Source organism: Botryobacter ruber (assembly GCF_003347595.2).
GTDB classification, from domain to species: domain Bacteria; phylum Bacteroidota; class Bacteroidia; order Cytophagales; family Hymenobacteraceae; genus Pontibacter; species Pontibacter ruber_A.
The window spans coordinates 77466-95855 of sequence record NZ_QCZK02000051.1; the positions used below are offsets into that span (position 1 = coordinate 77466).

The window sequence follows — 18390 nt, forward strand, 5'->3', positions numbered from 1 at the left end:
AGGTTTTCCACCGCCACCACACTAAAAGCAAAAATGGCAATAACAGCTGTTCGTTTTTATAAATCAACAAATAATTACTTGAATTCAGCACATTATATTGATAATTCCGTATATTGCGCCGCTGTAATACACAGGCAGTACCAATGCGGCACCCGAAGCAGGTGTTTCAATGCCAGACTACCTGTTTTCTTATGCAGCCTTAGCTTTCTTTTTACTGTTTGGAATGGTTAATAAAATGATTTGGCTATGAGGTTTTTACTAAAAATATCCGTTTTTATGGCTATTCTCTTAGTAAGCAAGTTCACACGAAAAGAAGAAGCACTCGCTACGCAAACTCCTCCTCAAAAAGTGTCTTTATTTCCTGATGTCAGTGCACAACAGGTAAAAATGCAGGCCCTGCCAAGGGATCAGGAGAAGAAAACCCCACTCCACATCCACCTCTCTTCTTTTTAGCTGATACGACTCCAGTTTACCGTGTTGGCACTCAGCGACTGAATGTGCCGCCGGATGTTCTGGTGCTTGCTTTGCTCCAGTTGCGGGTCTTCCTCCAGCGTGCGCTGTGCCGCCGCCCGTGCCTCCTGCAGGATAGGCGCATCTTTGGCTAAATCGGCGATGAGCAGGTCCAGCACGCCGCTTTGCTGCGTCCCCATCAGGTCTCCGGGCCCCCGGAGCTTTAAATCTATATCTGCTATTTCGAAGCCGTTGTTGGTACGCACCATCGTCTCCAGCCTTGTTTTACTGTCTTTGCCCAGTTTGTAGCCCGTCATCAGGATGCAGTAGCTTTGCTCCGCCCCCCGCCCCACACGCCCGCGCAACTGGTGCAGCTGCGAAAGGCCAAAGCGCTCGGCACTCTCTATTACCATCACCGAGGCATTGGGCACGTTCACGCCTACTTCTATCACAGTAGTGGCCACCATAATCTGGGTTTCGTTGCGCACAAAGCGCTGCATTTCGTAATCTTTGTCGGCGGCTTTCATTTTACCGTGCACCATACTCACCTTGTACTCCGGGAATGCCCGCTGCACACTTTCGTAACCGTCCATCAAATCTTTGTAATCCATTCCCTCCGATTCCTCAATCAGCGGGTACACAATGTACACCTGCCGCCCCAGCTTTATCTGGTCCCGGATAAACTGGAATACCTTCAGGCGGTGGCTGTCGAAGCGGTGTACGGTCACAATCTCTTTTCGGCCGGCTGGCAGCTCGTCTATCACCGACACATCCAGGTCGCCGTAGAGGGTCATGGCGAGGGTGCGGGGAATGGGCGTGGCTGTCATAACGAGAACATGCGGGATGATGCGGGAATTTTTGCGCCACAGTTTTGAACGCTGCTCCACCCCAAAACGGTGCTGCTCATCCACGATGCACAGGCCCAGGTTCTGAAACTGCACCACATCCTCCAGCAGCGCGTGCGTGCCCACGAGCATCTTCATATCACCTGACCGCAGCTGCTCGTGCAGTTCCCGCCGCGCTTTGGTTTTGGAAGAGCCGGTGAGCTTGCCAATGTTAATACCCAGCCTGTCGGCAAATACCTTCAGGCCGGTGTAGTGCTGGTCGGCGAGGATTTCGGTAGGCGCCATGAGCACCGACTGCGCGCCGTTATCGGCAGCAATGAGCATCGTGATAAAGGCTACAATGGTTTTGCCGCTGCCCACATCGCCCTGCAGCAGGCGGTTCATCTGTTTGCCTGCCGTAAGGTCTTTGTATATCTCCCGGACCACCCGCTTCTGCGCATTGGTCAGGTCGAAAGTCATGTGTTCTTTATAAAAGGTATTGAGCGTGGGAATTTCTTTGAATACCTGCCCGGCCAGATCGGCCCGCCGCACCACTTTCTGGCGGAGCAGGCGCAGCTGAATGTAAAACAGCTCTTCGAACTTGAGCCTGAATTTAGCGGCGTTATACTTTTCGACCGACTCCGGGAAGTGGATATTCAGCAGCGCCTCGCGTTTGCTCATCAGGCGGTAATGGTCGATAAGCTCCGGCGAAAGCGTTTCCTGGATTTGCGATTCGGCCTGCTTCAGGAGCACTTCAATCATCTTGGCGATGACTTTGCTCTCGATGCGGAAGCTCTTCAGCTTCTCGGTAGTGTGGTAGACGGGCTGCAGAAACGAGCCTGTTTGTTTTGCCTCGGCTAACTCTTCCAGCTCCGGGTGCGCCATGCTGAACCTGCCGTTGAACAGGGTCGGCTTTCCGAACACGATATAGTCGGTGTGGTTCTTAACCGTTTTCTCCATCCACTTCACCCCCTTGAACCAGACCAGCTCCATGTCGCCGGTTTCGTCGGTGAGGGTGGCGGCGAGGCGTTGTTTGCGGCCTTCGCCTATGAGTTCTTTCCCGCGGATACGGCCTTTCACCTGCACATAGGGCAGCGCCTCGTCCAGTTCAGCAATTTTGTAGAACTGCGTGCGGTCGAGGTACCGGAAAGGGTAGTGTTGGATGAGGTCGCCGTAGGTGTAGATGTTCAGCTCCTTCTGCAGCAGCTCTGCCCGCTGCGGCCCCACCCCTTTCAGGAATTCAATTTTGGTATGGAAGAAGTTGCTCAAAAAAGTTAGAAAGTTTGAGAGTTTAGGAGTTTAGGAGTTTTGTAGGGGTTGAATATTCTCAACTCTGTACAGGGCGTTATAAAACCTTTCTGCTCCTGGTAATCTTGTTCGGACTGAAAATCATATTCATCAATTAAATCATATGAATCAGCGGTTCAGACAAGGAGCAGAGGCTGTGGTGGCAGGTGCAGCATAATTAACTAATCAGGCTAATGCATGTGCAATCCATACCAGTAGCTATGCCCGTGAGCATTACCTGCTATATCTCCATGAATATCATAGATTGGGAGTTCAGCTACTAAAAATCCTCCCAAAAGAGTCATTGCTGCTTTAAATAATCTTGTGCTGTATATCTGAGAAAACTTTCCTCCCCTTATTAACAGATAAACACTATAACACGTGATTAAAACAATCAATGCATTTCGAAGTAGATAGCGATAAAAATAAAAGTTTTCAGGGCTCAGGAAAAAAATATCTTTTATTTTCATATAATTTCTAAAAATCCAAAAGTGATAGAGATCAAAGTTTATCCATATGTAAACAAACATATAAAGAAGTAAATAGGCGCCAAAGACTCGTGAAGCGTTAGAAAGTTTGGTATGAGCTGCAGCAATAACTATAAAAAGGCTGTTAATCCCAACAAACCCAAAGACAGAAGTAAGTAATCTGTTAGAAAGAAACAGACTCAGAACTAAGATCCCTATAGATAAAAGTCCAGAAACAATCAGCCAATAGTTTAACAGCTTATTCATGTCATTTTATGGTCGTATAACGCACCGCCTATTCAGGGATTAACCACTTCCCCTATCTCTCCTTCCCCCGCCACTCCAGCGTATTGAGCATATGGATAATATCCTTCTTTACATACTCTATCACAGGTGCCAGCGAATCATTCTGCGTGGCTGTTCTAAAATATAAAGCGCCGCGCAGGAAATGCTTTGTAGAATCTGTCACGTAGAACTGGAACTGGCTGGGCACCTCGCCGGTCAGCTCGAAAACAGAGGCCAGGTCGCCTTGTGGTGTTTTTACTTCGGTTTCTTCGATAGAATAGGCTTTTATCTGGTGCTTGGAGGTGAGTTTACGGGCATCTTCTATCAGGTCGTTCAGCTGCTTCGGGTCGTTCTGGAGCGGCTTGTAGGTGAGCTGCACATTGGCCTGCAGCGACGGGTAGTATACATTTATCCAGTGCGGCTCCGCAATTAACGAAGAGTCGGGGCGGATTTTGGCGTATTTCGAATACTCGAAGGTGTATGGATGGGCCTCCTGCAGTGGCCGGTAAGCGGGTTCGGGCAAATCGATGCGGTTATAGCCTTTGGGTTTGGGCGTATACTCTGCTCCACAAGCCACCATAGCCACTGCCACTGCTGCCCACAAAAAGGTTTTAAGATTAACTGACTTTCTGATAATATTCTCTTTTGCTTGTAACATCTACTTTAACCCGCTTTACGCGCTTACTGTCCGCCGACTCAACTATGAAATGGAAACCGTTGTACGATACTTCTTCGCCTACACGCGGCACCCGGTCAAACAGCACCGTCATGAGTCCTGCCACCGTCTCGTGCCGGCCTTTCACCTCGTCAAAAGCACCAAAAGGCACTTCTGCTATTTTGCAAAAGTCGTGCAGCGATGTTTTTCCATCAAAGATAAATGTATTTTCGTCGAGTTGGGAATAGATGATATCTTCGTCGTCGTCAAATTCATCGTTAATCTCGCCAACAATTTCTTCCACCACATCCTCCAGCGTAAGCAAACCTGTTGTAACACCGGCATGGTTTACCACAATGGCCATGTGCACGTGTTTAGCCTGAAACTCGTTGAGCAGTTCCGAAATCCGCTTATCTTCCGACACGAAGAAGGGCAAACGCACCAGGTCCTGCCACCGGAACTCCGGCCCTTTGTCCAGGTGCGGGAGCAGGTCTTTGATGTACAGGATACCCTCCACCCTGTCGAGGCTGCGGGCATAAACGGGCACCCGCGAGTAGCCCCAGTCCAGAATTTTAGGAAGTAGTTCGGGCAAGGTCTCCTGCAGGCTGAAAGCAGCCACTTCGGAGCGTGGGCGCATGATCTGCCGGACGGTAATAGAGCCAAAGTTCACGATGCCGCGCAGCAGACGCCGTTCTTCGGGCGAGGTTTCTTCGTTTGTAAGTGAAAGGTCCAGGCTGTGGTGCAGTTCCTCGATGGTGTGCCGGTACGACTGCGACAGGTACCGTTCCTCGATTACGCCGCTAAAGGCAAGCAGTAGTTTGGATATGGGCGCAGCGATAGTCTGTAGTACTGCAAAAAAAGGAGCGGTGTTACGGGCAATGGCGCCACCGCGCTTGTTTCCATAAACTTTAGGCAGCACTTCGCCAAAAAAGACAATGAAGAAAGTAGCCAGCAGCATCCCACTCACCACGGCCCAGCCAGGCACAGCGGTAGTACCAAACACCGACCATGCCACATAAGCAAACAAGGTAATGATACTAACATTAATGGCATTATTAAAGATAAGGATGGTTGCCTGCAGCTTGCGGGGGTTCTGCAGAAGCGTGTAAATGGTTCGTTCTGCTTTGTGGCTGCTGCCCTTATAGCGGGCCAGCTCCTGTTCTGAGAGAGCAAAAAAAGCTGCCTCTGCGCCTGAAGTCAGGGCAGAGAGCAGCAAAAGGAAAAAGCAGGCTACAATTGCTGCTAAGTATTCGATCCTGAGTAAGGAAGTAGTTTGTTGTAGAAAATAGAGTAAACTATAACTCAGGGGGTCTCCGGAATCTAAACTTTCCAAAATTTATTTTTTAAATGAAACATAGGTTAGAACGGCAGGTCGTCCGGCTCGTCGTTCGAAGCAACCGATGAGGCTCCTTTTGTTGTGGCCGCCCCGCCGCTATAGCTATTGGCAGCATAGCCGCTTTCAGCAGCACCGCCGTTGCCGCCCTCGCCTCTGCCTCCCAGCATGGTCATGTTATCAGCCACAATCTCGGTAATATAGCGGGTTTGATTATCTTTATCCTGGTATGACCGGGACCTGATCCTGCCTTCTATATAAACCGAGCTCCCTTTTTTAAGATATTTTTCAGCAACCTGTGCCAAACCTCTCCAAAGAACGATGTTGTGCCATTCGGTGTGGCTCTGCCGCTGCCCTTCCCGGTCTTTATACGTTTCTGTAGTGGCGAGCGTAAAGGATGCCACAGGTGTACGGTCTTCGAGGTATCTGACTTCCGGATCTTTGCCCAGGTTACCCACTAATATTGCTTTGTTAACTCCAGCCATATATGTTGTTGTTTGTTTATATAGTCTTATATGTTTTATGCAAAATTTTGTTACCAAACCAGCTGTTAAACACACATCACGGGAAAAGCATAATGCTTCTAATCAGCCATTAGTTCAGTTTATAAATCTACTAAAATTCTGCTGTCTTTCAAATAGCTGCTGATAAGAACCGGTTTCGGCAACGCATCTATTTCTGCTGCACGAAAAGGCGCCAGCCTCGTCTCCTGCAGGATCTCTCCCGCTAGCGGTTCCGCAAGCCTGACCCGGTAGAATTTTGCGGTTAGCTTCTGATGACTCAGCACATGTTTATACTCCTTCTGCGGCGGCAGCACCTGGTCTTCAGCCACAGGAACACCCGCTTGCTGAAGTTCCTTTACAAGAGCATCTGCAGACAAACCTTTATCCGGACTCTCATACAAATAAAAATCATAAAGCCCCTGCCAGATATCACCGCTCAGGCGCTTCCGGAGATAATAATTACCCTGGTGCTCGAATACGATATAATGAAAAAAGCGCGGGCGGGCAGCTTTTGCCTTAGACTTCACCGGTAGTTCCTGCACCATGCCATGGTTGTAGGCGAAGCACGTCTGCTGTAAAGGGCAGAACAGGCAATCCGGCATGAGCGGAGTACACTGAATGGCTCCAAACTCCATGATAGCCTGGTTAAAGACATCAGGGGCATCGACAGGAATGAACGAGTTGGCCAGTTGCTGGAACACAGCCCTGGATGCCGGCAGAGCAATGTCATCCGGAATACCGAATACGCGCGCCAGCACCCGGAACACATTCCCGTCCAGCACCGCCACCTGCTCCCTGAAGGCAAACGAAGCAATAGCGGCAGCGGTATAACTCCCCACCCCCCGCAGCTTCAGCAGTTCCTTATATGAGTCCGGGAAAACACCGCCATATTCGTTTACCAGCTGCTGTGCCGTAAAGTGCATATTGCGCGCCCGGGAGTAGTACCCCAACCCCTGCCACAGGCGAAGCACCTCCTCCTGGGGGGCAGCAGCCAGGTCGTGCACAGTTGGGTACGCTGCAATAAATTTCTGGTAATAAGGTAATCCCTGGTTTACGCGTGTCTGCTGCAGAATTATTTCGGAAAGCCAGATTTTATACGGGTCTGTGGTTTCGCGCCAGGGCAAAGCACGCTTATGCTGTTCGTACCATTGTATAAGTGCAGGTGCAAAAATTGGGTTATCTGTAGTTTTCATCAGGTAAGCGCGTGCTGCCCGGATTGGTATCCGGCGAAGCAGGCAAAGGTAAAGAATGTTTACAACAAATAGCACAAACTCCAGCTATCTTCCTGATTTGCAAAATATTAGGCCAAAAATACCGTTAGAAAACATTATTGTGGCATAACAATTGCGAGAGTCTAACCAAAGCTTAATTGTTTGCACTTAGATTCTTGTAATAAATTAGTGCTAAAGCTTTTACTTATCAAAAAGTACATATACCTTTGTGCCCCTTAATGGCGCAATTAGTATGCAAGCCGATTAAATATTGAAACCCCTAATTTAATTTTTTTCAAATTTTTAAATATATAAGCAAGTGACTAAAGCAGAAGTAATATCAGAGATTGCTGATAAAACAGGGATTGATAAATCTGATGTTCAATCAACGGTGGAGGCTTTCTTTAAGGTAATTAAAGACTCGATGGCCAATGGTAATAACATCTATGTGAGAGGTTTTGGTAGCTTTGTAAATAAAAAGCGAGCAAAGAAAGTTGCCCGTAATATTTCAAAGAACACATCCATTATCATTGACGAGCACTATATACCAAGCTTCAAGCCGTCTAAAACATTTATTCAGAAGATTAAGAACAGCAAAAAGATCAAAGAATTAGCTCATTCCTAATTCTTTTGTATCTTTGCAGTTCTGATTAAGCTTTATTTTAGTAAATCACTTGGCAAAAAGAATGTCACGGTCACAAATATTGATTGTTCTTGCAGCTATCGTTTTGGTAGCCGTCATATTCTTTTTGCCTAAAGTGGTGGTAAACGAAGAGGATAAGGCCGGTTTCGCCGAAGGCGAGACCGCAGCCACAGTACCAGCCGGACACTCAGAAGATGATGGTCATGACCATAGCGCACACGAAGCAGAAACTTCAGCTGAAAGTGCACACATGGCGGCATCTCCTGAGCAGTTGATGGAACTGGCTACGGTACGCGCCAAATACAACAAGGCGGCCGACCCGAAAGCAAAATCCCGCCTGGCAGGTGAACTGGCAGCAGCTTATACTGCTGTTAGTAAATTTGACAGTGCCGGTTACTATTACGAGATAGCTGCAAATGCACGACCCGGCGAGAAAAGTTACAAGCAGGCAGGTGATTCTTATTTTGAAGCATTCACGTATGCCACCTCGCAGCAACGGGCAAGCGAACTGGGAGTAAAGGCCCGCAGCATGTATGAGCAGGTACTGAAAAACAACCCTTCGGACCTGGATTCGAAAACCAACATCGCCATGACCTACATCGCAAGTGAAAACCCGATGCAGGGCATTATGTTATTAAGGGAAGTGATTACCGCTGACCCTAATAACCAGAAAGCTTTGTTTAACCTGGGGCTCCTGTCTATGCAGTCTAACCAGTACGATAAAGCGGAAGAGCGTTTCAGAAAACTGGTAGCGGTTAATCCAGGCCATGTGGAAGGAAACTATTATTTAGCTGTTAGTTTAGCGCAGACAGGAAAAAAAGAAGAAGCTATCGCACAGTTTAACAAAGTAAAGCAGCTGAGCGACGACCCGGCACTTAACACTTCTGTTGACGAACAACTGGCAGCATTACAATAAGAATTTAAAAAAGTCATTCAAATATTAAATTTCAAGATTATGCCTTGCGGAAAGAAAAGAAAAAGACATAAGATCGCTACCCACAAAAGAAAGAAGCGCTTAAGAAAAAACAGACATAAGAAGAAGTAATTTCTTATGCACGCATTGAGGCCCACATTGCTTCTGCAATTGTGGGCTTTGGTCTATACAATTAATTATTTTTTGAGAAAAAATTGAGTAATGAATTAATCATCAATTCTACTCAAGATGGAGAGCGCATTGCGCTTTTACAGGATAAAAGGCTCGTTGAATATCACCACGAAAAAAAAGATACAAACTACATTGTTGGTGATATTTTCCTGGGAACTGTAAAAAAAGTAATGCCTGGCCTTAATGCTGCTTTTATTGATATAGGTTACCAGAAAGATGCTTTTCTGCATTACCATGACCTGGGAGCCAATATCAGATCGCTTAACAAGTATGTAAAAGTAACGCAGACGCAGAAGAACGCTTCTCCAAAACTCAACCAGTTTAAATTTGAGCCTGAGATAGACAAACTAGGCAAAATAGCTGATGTCCTGAAAAAAGGGCAGCAGCTGTTGGTCCAGATTGTAAAAGAACCTATTTCTACTAAAGGCCCCCGTCTTTCCTGCGAAATCTCGCTTGCAGGACGATACCTGGTACTGGTGCCGTTTTCAAACACGGTCAGCGTATCCAAGAAAATCGTCAGCAAAGAGGAGCGCACTCGCCTGAAGCGGCTGATCACTTCGATCAAACCGGAAAACTTCGGCGTTATTATCCGGACGGTGGCAGAAGGGCGTGAAGTGGCAGAGCTTGACAAAGACCTGCGCAACATGCTGGCAAACTGGGATGAGGGTTTTAAGGTGCTAAAAACGGCTAAACCAGGCGATAAAGTTATTGGCGAATTAGGTCGTTCTTCGTCCATTTTGAGGGATTTGCTAAACGAGAGTTTTGACAGCATAGTAGTAGACGATAATCTGCTTTATGACGAGATCAAGGCATACATAGGTAGTATTGCGCCAGATAAAATTAATATCCTGAAGCATTACACCGGCAAAACCAAAACCTTCGAACACTTTCATATTGAAAAACAGATTAAAGCCGCTTTCGGCAAAACTGTGACAATACCAGGCGGTGGATACCTGGTAATTGAACACACCGAAGCGCTGCATGTGGTAGATGTGAACAGTGGGAATAAATCTAATACCGAAGCCAACCAGGAGGCAACTGCACTAAATGTGAACATCATGGCTGCCAAAGAAGTAGCCAGACAGCTGCGCCTCCGGGATATAGGCGGTATCATTGTGGTAGATTTTATCGATATGAAGTCTCCGGAAAACAGGCAAAAGATCTACGAGGTCTTTAAAGAGGAACTGAAGAAAGATCGCTCTAAGTCAACGGTTCTTCCAATATCCAAATTTGGCCTGATGCAGATAACACGGCAACGTGTAAGGCCTGAGCAAAAAATTATGACTGGCGAAGTTTGTCCCACATGCAACGGAACCGGTAAAATTACAGCCAGTATTCTGGTTACAGATGAAATTGATGCAGCGGTAGACGACCTGCTGATGAGCCACAACCACAAAAGTCTCGAACTTTATGTTCACCCCTTCGTGTATGCCTACTACACCTCCGGCATCGTATCGAGACAAATGAAGTGGTTTTTGAAGTACTTTAAATGGGTAAAACTAGTTAAAGACACCTCGCTTGGCCTCACCGATTTTAAAGTGATGGACGACCGGGGAGAAGAAATTGAATTACGGCACGCTTTTGTAGCGATGGAAAGTGTGCCGGAAAAGAATGAAGAATAAATATAAAACCTAAAAAAACAAAAAGAGCCGCTGCCAGTAATTTGGCAGCGGCTCTTTTTGTTTTAGCAGCTACTCACTAAAACTTGATGCCTACATCTAATGAAAAACCGGAGTTCCGGATAGAAAGGTTGCTGTCATTCAGTTGCTCTTCCTTCTTGTAGTAATTATCGATATTGGTTAAGCCCCTGTGATAGGAAACACCGCCAAACACCTTTGTGCTCTGCCCTAATACATATTCTACACCACCTCCTAAAACAACATCGGCTTCGAAAAGATTAAAACGCTTGCTCACTTTTTCGTTGGCAATAATGCGCTTGTCGTTTACTTTGGCGCCTACTTTTGTGTTAAGCGAGCCACCCGCCTGAAAATAAGCAACTGTACCCGGGGCCAGTTCGTTTGTAAACAACTTGATAGTAAGAGGCACTTCCACGTACTGCACCGAGATATTATCCTGCCCACTCATTGTTACAGTACTTCCGTCTACCTGGCGGGAATAGTTGTAGGTAATTTCACCGCCTTTGCTCCTGTACAGCAAGCCTGTTGAAAAGGCATAATTCTGGGAGAAAAAATAATCGGCAATTAAGCCAACTCCTAGCCGCAGGTTATTACTGTTGGTAAAGTTGTATTTATCATCTGCTATAAACCGGTTGCCCGACACCCCGGGAGACACCTGAAAACCGATCTCGACCTGGGCCATAGAACTGAATCCAAGACAGAAAAAGAACATAAGAAGTAATAGTTTCTTCGTTTGCATAGTTTAAATTGAAAAGTTTTAAATAAGAACCAATTATTTTTGTGCCCAAATATACCATATAATGTACTACAGACTACTCATACTAGTAACGCTTCTTTTTGTTTTTGGCTGCCAGAAGAAAGGCTGCGAAATACCCGAAGAAGCAGCTAAAATACCCGTAACTGTTGATATAGAGCGACTTGAAAAAGAATTTTACCAGAGTAACACCAAAGAAGACATTGCCCGTTTTCTGCAGGAGCATCCGCTTTTTGCAGAAAAATTCTTCGACCGGAGCCGAATGCCATCGGATTCTGTCCTGGTTAACTCCTTATATGGCCTCGCAACCAATGCAGAACTACGGAAACTAAACCAGGAAGCGCAACAAAAGTTCGGCGACATGGAGCAGGAAAAGCAGCAGCTCGAAAATGCTTTTAAAGTCATCAAATATCATTACCCCGAATTTAACCCGCCCCGCGTGCAAACCTTCGTTTCGGGTTTTGCCCAGGACTTTGTAGTGTCAGATAGCCTGCTGGTGTTCGGGCTTGATTATTTTATTGGCGAAGGTGCCAGCTACCGGCCCGATGTGTATGACTATATACTAAAACGGTACGAGCGGCACAACATGGTACCAGCTGCTATCCTGCTGCTTTCTAACCGGTTTAATAAAGCCGATTTTCTGGAGCGCAACCTGCTGGCCGAAATGATTAATGCCGGCAAAGCCTACTATTTTGTAAAATCGGTGATGCCCTGCACCCCGGATTCTGCTATTATCGGGTATACCAAAGAACAGACGGCCGATGTATTTTATAACGAAGGCAGAATATGGGCACATTTTATTGAGAAGGGGCTGCTCTATGAGAAAAGCCCTTTCCTGGTAAACAAGTACATTGGCGAACGCCCCAACACACCTGAAGTAGATGCCAAAGCACCTGGCCGCATTGGCACCTGGGTAGGCTGGCAGATTGTGCGCAAATACATGGAACGCAACCCGGAGGTATCACTACCCGAACTGATGGCAGAAACAGATTACCAGAAAATACTAAACGAGTCGAAGTACAAACCGGAGCGGAAGAGCAGCTAAGAGCTTCAGTGCCTGCCTCTACGGCTGCTAATGATAAGGAGGAGAGGCTATGGTGGCTGCTGCAGCAAATAAAATAAAGCCTCCGGCACCTGAATTTTTCTGCAGCCGCTGCCACCATAGCCTCTCCTCCTCAAAACCCGAAGCCTGTTTGGTTAAAAGCCCTGCTTCACTTATACAGAACCGCTCCATACTGAAAATACCGTCTTACCCAGCCACATGCACATCGCCCTGTTTAACCAGCACCACCATAACCCCGACTGCCCCGCCACCTGCAGGCACTACACGTTTATGGAGGCGCTGGCACAGCGGCACCAGGTGAGCCTGATCACCAGCAGCGCCTGGCGCCGGTTCCGGATAACAAAAAAGTATAATTGGGTGCCGGAAGGGGTGACGCTGTACGAGCAGCACGTGCCGTATCATAACAAAATGAACGTGCCGCAGCGGCTGTTCTCGTACGGGGGGTTTGCCGCCTACACCCTGGCAAAAGGCTTGTCCATGCCGAAACCCGATGTGATCTGGGCTGTTTCCACGCCCTTGTCTACACCCTGGATGGCTGCGCAGGTAGCCCGTATGCGAAAGCTGCCCTGGGTATTTGAAGTGCAGGATTTGTGGCCTTCGTTCCCGATAGAAATGGGAGCCGTAAAAAATAAGTGGGTGCAGCGCAGGCTGTACAAACTGGAGAAGAACCTCTACAACAGCGCCAGCCACATCATCACCCTCTCCCCCGACATGACCGATTATGTTGCCGGCCTGGGAATAAGCCGGGAAAAGATCACCACCAACGTAAACGGCACCGACTTAAACCTGGTACAGCAAACCAGCGAGCAGGACGTGCAGGCGCTCCGCCAGCAGTATAACCTGGCGAACAAACAGGTGGTGCTGTATGCCGGCACCTACGGCCGCGCCAACGACATTCCCACTTTACTGGAAGCAGCGGCAGCTTTGGCCCCGGAGAAGCAACTGCAGTTTGTGTTTACAGGCGGCGGCTTTTACGAGCCGCAGGTGCAGGAGGCGGCCAAAAAGTACGGCAACATCACGCTGGTGCCATCGCTGCCCCGGCACCAGGTATTTGCGCTGTTCAAACTGGCCACCGTCTCTATCGTTTCTTTCAACGACCTGCCCGTGCTGGCGACCAACTCTCCCGCCAAATTCTACGACAGCCTGGCCTGCGGCACACCCGTTATCGTCACCAACCCCGGCTGGACCAAAGCTTTTGTAGAAAAATACGGCTGCGGCTGGTACAGCCCCGCAGGACAGGCTACTGCTTTAGCACAAACTATCAAAGCTGCGCTTACGGATGCAGAAGGCCTGCGAGCAGCAGGCGCCAGAGGAACCCTGGTCGCCAGAGGCCAGTTCGACCGGCAGCGATTGGCAGCAGAGGTAGAGAAAATTTTGCTTAGGGTAAAAAAATAGCCGGGCAACCGCATCCGGACAAACCCATTCTTCCCGTTTCTCATCTGCTGCTAACTAGCCTTCAGTTCATGCAGAATTAAAATATTGTTGCAAAACATATAGTTATATCTATATTTGTAAAGAACATTTCACATCCCTCACATTAAACACACTTATATGAAAAACTTAAACTTTACCGTATTTCTTCTGGTCGCATTTTTTGCGCTTGCTTTCACGGCCTGTGATAAAGATGATGATAACAAACCCTTGACACGGGAAGAAATGTTGATGGCTAAAAGCTGGCGGTTAACTGCTGAAACAACAACCTTCAACAACCAGACAGAAGATACTTATGATGACTATGACGCCTGTGAGAAGGATAACTTTATCAGGTTTCTGAAAGACAACAAAGCTGTTTTTGATGAGGGACCAACCAAATGCGACCCTAGCGATCCGCAGACCATAAACGGCACCTGGCAACTAGCAGGTAATAACCTTACGATAACGGAAGATGGTTCTTCATTTGGAATAACGTTTAATGTACAGGAGCTAACTGCCAGTAAACTTGTCGTGACGGTTAGTTTTGGGGGAGCATCGAGCACCATGACGTATACTGCCCAGTAGGGATCTAGTTTATTCGATTTACAAAAACCTGCCCTGTGCAGGTTTTTTTGTGCCATTTTTAATCCTGAAACAGAAAAACCGGCTTACAGCTGCATAATGCGCCCCGCTTCCTTGCAAACAACTTTTGACTAAAACCAGTAGCGCCTTCCATCCGCTCACTTTTGATTCTGGCACACGATTTGAATATCAGCTAAACAACAAAGCAAACGAAACAAGGCCTGAAGTTTTAGCTTGTACACAAGTATCAAAAGGAAGAATTTTAAAGAGAAAAGGAAATGAAAAAGATATTGGCAATACTCGCACTTGGTACAATGGTTTCCGGAGCATCGTATGCACAGGAGGCTCCTAAAAAAGACAAGAAACACAACATGGAGCACCGGGGCGAAAGGGAGGGCCGGAAGCAGAAAAAGACTCCGGAAGAACGAGCCACCATGCGCACCGAAAAAATGAGCCAGCAACTGGGCCTTAGCAAGTCACAGACCAAAAAACTGCAGGCGCTCAACCTGAAGCAGGCCCGTGAAATGGAAGCCAACATGCAGGCCAACAGGGCAAACCCAGCTGAACGCGGACAGAAAAGAGGGGATGAAATGAAAGCCAGCCGTGCCCAATGGGAAGCAGAACTGAAAAAAATACTTTCCAGGGAGCAATTTGCAAAATACGAGACCGAGCGAGACGAAATGCGAAACCGTGCTGCTGACAGAGAAAAGCATGGCGGCAAAGAATTCAGAAAACGCAAAGAGGCAAGAATGCAGCAAAACAGCTAACCGATCTTTCATCACATTACTACAGAGAAGGCAGGCATACGCTTGCCTTTTCTGTTTTTCAGGCGCCTCACAGCAGAAGCAGTTCTGCTGTTGCTACTGTTTTTACTAACCGCCCAGTTTGTTTTCCGGATCGTCGGGAATGTTCGGGAAGTTCTTCTGAAAAAACTGGCAAAAATGCGTAAGCGGACATTCTTCGCACTTCGGGCGGCGGGCCACACAAATGTAGCGGCCATGTAGGATAAGCCAGTGATGTGCTTTGGCTACCAAATCCTGCGGCAGATTTGCCACCAGTTGCTTCTCTACCTCCAGCGGCGTTTTGGCGGTTTTGGTCACGAGACCCAGGCGTTTGCTTACCCGGAACACATGCGTATCTACGGCCATAGCCGGCTGGTTCCAGATAACCGACACAATTACGTTGGCAGTTTTGCGCCCCACCCCCGGCAGCTTCACCAGCTCCTCGATCGTGCTGGGCACTTCGGCATGAAACTGTTCTACCAGCATTTTGCCCAGCCCGGCCAGGTGCTTTGCTTTGTTGTTGGGGTAGGAGATGCTTTTAATGTAAGGCAGGATCTCTTCGGGTGTGGCAGTTGCCAGATGTGCGGCCGTAGGATAGGCCTCGAACAAAGCAGGTGTAACCATGTTCACGCGCTTATCGGTGCACTGCGCACTCAGCACCACCGCCAGAATCAGCTCATACGGGTTTGAATAAGCCAGTTCGGTTTGTGGCTCCGGGAAGTTTTGCGTAAAGTACTCGATCAGGAGCTTGTATCGTTCCTTCTTTTGCATAAAAAAAGTTTGCAGTCGGTTAAGACTGCAAACTTAAGCTTTTAGAATAATTTAAAATGTTGTTAATGGCACGATCGCCAGGACTTTTTGTAGCACCGTTCAGCAGATGCTGTACGAGCAGCAGCTCGGCGCAACTTTCGGCCAACTCGGTATCCTGCATCATTGCTGCTTCCAGCTGCTTACTGGCGTTCACGGCCAATTCATCATACACGTACTGGATCAGCTCATTCTGAGTAGAGGTTTTTATCATATGTGATACTTTGGTTTTGCATCTTCTTTCTCAGGTTGATAAGCGCATAGCGCATACGTCCTAAGGCAGTGTTGATGCTCACCCCGGTAGCTTCGGCTATCTCCTGAAAGCTCATGTCGGCATAATGCCGCATCATCAGCACTTCGCGCTGCGCTTGTGGCAGCGCCTGGATCAGCTCACGTAAACGGGAGTGTGTGTCCTCTTTTATCTGCAAAGATTCCGCAGAATCCTCTGCAAACGACATTGTATTGAACACATAGCTGCCGTCTTCCAGGGTGATCATCGGGCTTCTTTTTTCTTTACGGAAAAAGTCGATCGCCAGGTTATGCGCGATACGGCAGATCCAGGAAGAAAATTTGCCTTCTTCGTTATACCGGCCGCTTTTCATGGTATGGATAGCTTTAATAAAAGTATCCTGCAACAGATCTTCGGCTGTATACGAATCTTTAACGATCAATAAAATGGTCGTATAAACTTTGTTTTTGTGTCTGTTTACAAGCTGTTCAAACGCATTTTCGTTACCTGCGATATAAAGCGTCACCAACGCGGAGTCGCTCAGCTGGGTAGTTTTATTCATCTTAAAGCTACATTTAAATTAACGTAGAGCTTTATATCATATTGTAACGGTTTGAACTTTTAACAAAACTTTTTTAGAAAGGTATATCAAATATAGGTAAAGCATTTGGCTTCTGCAAGCACGCCCGCGGCTTCTGTGGAAAAATCATGGCAGTTGCGCCACCTGTTCCATTCCCGCCCCTGCAGCTAAACTTGCAATTTGCTTATACGAAGATATGAACCTACGAAGTTGCTGCTTTAACCCATTTATTTTTTTTCACAGCTGCTTTCGCTCCTGTTGCCAGAGCAACAACTGTTCCTGTTATATATTCTGCGAAGAAAAAAACAGCCTCTTCACAACGGTCCTGGCAAAAAAGATGGCTTATGGAGCGTTTACTTGTTCAGAATTCCTTTACAGCACCTGCCACCACTCCCGCTGCACCTCCATTTATTCTGCTGCACCGTCCACCACACCCTCTGCTGCTCTTTACGAAAACTATTTCGGACTTAATGCCGAACGGCGGGAATAAGAATAATGGGGAAACAGGAAGGGCTACAGCAACCGGTTGGGAACAGGGAAAAAATAAAGCAGCAAGTGCAGACAGTGTTATGGAATTACTGCCCGCACTTGCTGCTACTATAAGTATACTTACTGAGACTTGCTGATCACGTTTATAAAGCCCATCTTCATCTGAAACAGCTGAGCAATACTGCGGGCTTTTACCTTGGCTTCGCCCGCTTTTTCTCCGGAAAAAAGTTCGCTCACAGTTGCTTCGAACAGCTGTATCCAGCGGCTGAAATGCTGTGGCTCTATGGGCAGGCGGAGGTGCTTGGGGAAAGGGCGGCCTTTGTAGGCGGTGCTCCCAAACAAGATGGAACTCCAGAAACTGTACATCACCGGCAGGTGGTGCTGCCAGTCTACCGCTGCAAAATCGTTGAACACCGGCGACAGCAGGTCATCGGCATTTACTTTATCATAAAACGTATCGACCAGCAACCTGATATCCGCTTCGTTCTCTATATCTTTTTTCATACACTTGCTTTATTTGCTTCAACAGCAGGGCTGCACCTGCTCCAGGGCTACGTGCCAAACTGCCGATCACAAAGATAAGCCATCCCGAAATCAGAAGAAATGACAATAGTCACCGCTCCGGCAGCTAACAGGCCAGTGACGAAACAACAAAGCAGCAGGCAAAAAAAATCCTTCGAACGATCTTTGGAATCACTTCGAAGGAAGGTGAGACATAGGTTAACTGAACGATTTTACTTCCTGCTATACCCTTTCAGGCGGTTCAGGATAAGTAAAAGCCTGCGGTTGATTTCTCTTTCTTCTACAGCTTTGCATTGCGCTGTAATGTCGCAGGGCTTCCGGAGTTTTTGTTCTAATGCTTTCAGATGGTCAAGGTAACATTCTACAGTGGTACAGGATACATGCCTGAGTGCATTGTCGTTGGTTGCATTTGCTGCATTATACTTCAGGTTAATGGCATTTGCAATTTCTGCATTGATTAGCTTGGTTACGGCTACATCAGACGTAATCTCCTGCTGGTACACCTTCCGCTCAATGCTCTCCAATAATTTTCTGATGTCCAGATGCTCCATGAGATTTAAGTTTAAGGTTAAAAAATAAGACAGATTATTTCATCTCCGGACGGTGCTTTTCACCCGGAGTTACTACGAAACTCATATCAAATTTTATCCAATCATTGCCAAAGGAGGAGGCTTTCACTTTAGCAGTTACAGATATAAACAGAACGTATTTGCAAGGCACGAAGCAGAAGCCACGGGAGCACTGATCTGGCAAAAACCTACGTGCCTGT

General features: G+C 47.3%; 21 protein-coding genes. 9 read left to right on the forward strand and 12 right to left on the reverse strand.

Annotated features, from left to right (window positions below; all coding sequences use genetic code 11):
- The first annotated feature begins 246 nt into the window (after window positions 1–246).
- A complete protein-coding gene (locus tag DCW36_RS16925; RefSeq protein ID WP_125185373.1) occupies window positions 247–453 on the forward strand; it encodes a hypothetical protein in 207 nt (68 codons plus the stop codon).
- On the opposite strand, the gene recG is transcribed toward DCW36_RS16925, so the two are convergent.
- The 6 genes from recG to mutY form a co-directional block, all read right to left on the reverse strand.
- A complete protein-coding gene (recG, locus tag DCW36_RS16930; protein ID WP_114781987.1) occupies window positions 450–2543 on the reverse strand; it encodes an ATP-dependent DNA helicase RecG in 2094 nt (697 codons plus the stop codon). The genes DCW36_RS16925 and recG overlap by 4 nt on opposite strands.
- Window positions 2544–2752: 209 nt before the next feature.
- Window positions 2753–3295, reverse strand: a complete 543-nt coding sequence (locus tag DCW36_RS16935; RefSeq protein ID WP_125185374.1) for a hypothetical protein — start codon at window positions 3293–3295, stop codon at window positions 2753–2755.
- A gap of 52 nt (window positions 3296–3347) precedes the next feature.
- Window positions 3348–3893, reverse strand: coding sequence for a gliding motility lipoprotein GldD (gene gldD, locus DCW36_RS16940; protein ID WP_240676223.1), 546 nt, complete (start codon window positions 3891–3893; stop codon window positions 3348–3350).
- Between the two features lie 37 nt (window positions 3894–3930).
- Entirely contained in the window at window positions 3931–5301 is a 1371-nt protein-coding gene (gldE, locus tag DCW36_RS16945; protein WP_240676217.1) for a gliding motility-associated protein GldE, read from the reverse strand.
- 26 nt (window positions 5302–5327) lie between these two features.
- Complete coding sequence (locus DCW36_RS16950; protein WP_114781990.1) at window positions 5328–5786, reverse strand: single-stranded DNA-binding protein; 459 nt, start codon at window positions 5784–5786, stop codon at window positions 5328–5330.
- A gap of 119 nt (window positions 5787–5905) precedes the next feature.
- Window positions 5906–6997: an A/G-specific adenine glycosylase gene (gene mutY, locus DCW36_RS16955; RefSeq protein ID WP_114782037.1), complete on the reverse strand. Its 1092-nt coding sequence runs from the start codon at window positions 6995–6997 to the stop codon at window positions 5906–5908.
- A 337-nt stretch (window positions 6998–7334) separates the two neighbouring features.
- Between mutY and DCW36_RS16960 the strand changes: the two genes are divergently transcribed.
- From DCW36_RS16960 to DCW36_RS16970, 3 genes are all read left to right on the forward strand, one after another.
- Window positions 7335–7640: an HU family DNA-binding protein gene (locus DCW36_RS16960; RefSeq protein ID WP_114781991.1), complete on the forward strand. Its 306-nt coding sequence runs from the start codon at window positions 7335–7337 to the stop codon at window positions 7638–7640.
- A 61-nt stretch (window positions 7641–7701) separates the two neighbouring features.
- Window positions 7702–8574, forward strand: coding sequence for a tetratricopeptide repeat protein (locus DCW36_RS16965; RefSeq protein WP_114781992.1), 873 nt, complete (start codon window positions 7702–7704; stop codon window positions 8572–8574).
- A 212-nt stretch (window positions 8575–8786) separates the two neighbouring features.
- Complete coding sequence (locus DCW36_RS16970) at window positions 8787–10385, forward strand: Rne/Rng family ribonuclease (protein ID WP_114781993.1); 1599 nt, start codon at window positions 8787–8789, stop codon at window positions 10383–10385.
- 76 nt (window positions 10386–10461) lie between these two features.
- Here DCW36_RS16970 and DCW36_RS16975 read toward each other — a convergent pair whose 3' ends face one another.
- Window positions 10462–11139 (reverse strand): porin family protein, encoded by a 678-nt coding sequence (locus DCW36_RS16975; RefSeq protein ID WP_114781994.1) that lies wholly within the window; start codon window positions 11137–11139, stop codon window positions 10462–10464.
- Between the two features lie 61 nt (window positions 11140–11200).
- Between DCW36_RS16975 and gldB the strand changes: the two genes are divergently transcribed.
- The 4 genes from gldB (at window position 11201) to DCW36_RS16995 (ending at window position 14979) form a co-directional block, all read left to right on the forward strand.
- Window positions 11201–12199 carry a gliding motility lipoprotein GldB gene (gene gldB / locus DCW36_RS16980; RefSeq protein ID WP_114781995.1) on the forward strand — a complete coding sequence of 333 codons (999 nt, stop codon included), beginning with the start codon at window positions 11201–11203 and terminating at the stop codon, window positions 12197–12199.
- Window positions 12200–12415: 216 nt separating this feature from the next.
- Window positions 12416–13612, forward strand: coding sequence for a glycosyltransferase family 4 protein (locus tag DCW36_RS16985; protein ID WP_114781996.1), 1197 nt, complete (start codon window positions 12416–12418; stop codon window positions 13610–13612).
- Between the two features lie 156 nt (window positions 13613–13768).
- Window positions 13769–14215 (forward strand): lipocalin-like domain-containing protein, encoded by a 447-nt coding sequence (locus DCW36_RS16990; RefSeq protein ID WP_114781997.1) that lies wholly within the window; start codon window positions 13769–13771, stop codon window positions 14213–14215.
- Between the two features lie 275 nt (window positions 14216–14490).
- Window positions 14491–14979 carry a DUF4890 domain-containing protein gene (locus tag DCW36_RS16995; protein ID WP_125185375.1) on the forward strand — a complete coding sequence of 163 codons (489 nt, stop codon included), beginning with the start codon at window positions 14491–14493 and terminating at the stop codon, window positions 14977–14979.
- A gap of 105 nt (window positions 14980–15084) precedes the next feature.
- Here the strand turns inward: DCW36_RS16995 and nth are convergent, their stop codons facing one another.
- Genes nth through DCW36_RS17010 form a run of 3 tightly spaced genes read right to left on the reverse strand, consistent with a single transcriptional unit; the run spans window position 15085 to window position 16592 of the window.
- Window positions 15085–15765 (reverse strand): endonuclease III, encoded by a 681-nt coding sequence (gene nth / locus DCW36_RS17000; protein WP_114781999.1) that lies wholly within the window; start codon window positions 15763–15765, stop codon window positions 15085–15087.
- Between the two features lie 19 nt (window positions 15766–15784).
- Window positions 15785–16015, reverse strand: coding sequence for a hypothetical protein (locus tag DCW36_RS17005; RefSeq protein WP_114782000.1), 231 nt, complete (start codon window positions 16013–16015; stop codon window positions 15785–15787).
- Window positions 15990–16592, reverse strand: a complete 603-nt coding sequence (locus tag DCW36_RS17010) for an RNA polymerase sigma factor (protein WP_114782001.1) — start codon at window positions 16590–16592, stop codon at window positions 15990–15992. The genes DCW36_RS17005 and DCW36_RS17010 overlap by 26 nt, the downstream gene beginning before the upstream one ends.
- A 362-nt stretch (window positions 16593–16954) precedes the next feature.
- Between DCW36_RS17010 and DCW36_RS17015 the strand changes: the two genes are divergently transcribed.
- Window positions 16955–17236 (forward strand): hypothetical protein, encoded by a 282-nt coding sequence (locus DCW36_RS17015; protein ID WP_125185376.1) that lies wholly within the window; start codon window positions 16955–16957, stop codon window positions 17234–17236.
- On the opposite strand, the gene DCW36_RS17020 is transcribed toward DCW36_RS17015, so the two are convergent.
- Together DCW36_RS17020 and DCW36_RS17025 are read right to left on the reverse strand one after the other, a co-directional pair.
- Window positions 17220–17603, reverse strand: a complete 384-nt coding sequence (locus DCW36_RS17020; protein ID WP_114782002.1) for a group III truncated hemoglobin — start codon at window positions 17601–17603, stop codon at window positions 17220–17222. The two genes, DCW36_RS17015 and DCW36_RS17020, sit on opposite strands and share 17 nt — an antisense overlap.
- 230 nt (window positions 17604–17833) lie before the next feature.
- On the reverse strand, window positions 17834–18172 hold the full coding sequence (locus DCW36_RS17025) for a hypothetical protein (protein ID WP_114782003.1): 339 nt from the start codon (window positions 18170–18172) through the stop codon (window positions 17834–17836).
- Window positions 18173–18390: the final 218 nt, after the last annotated feature.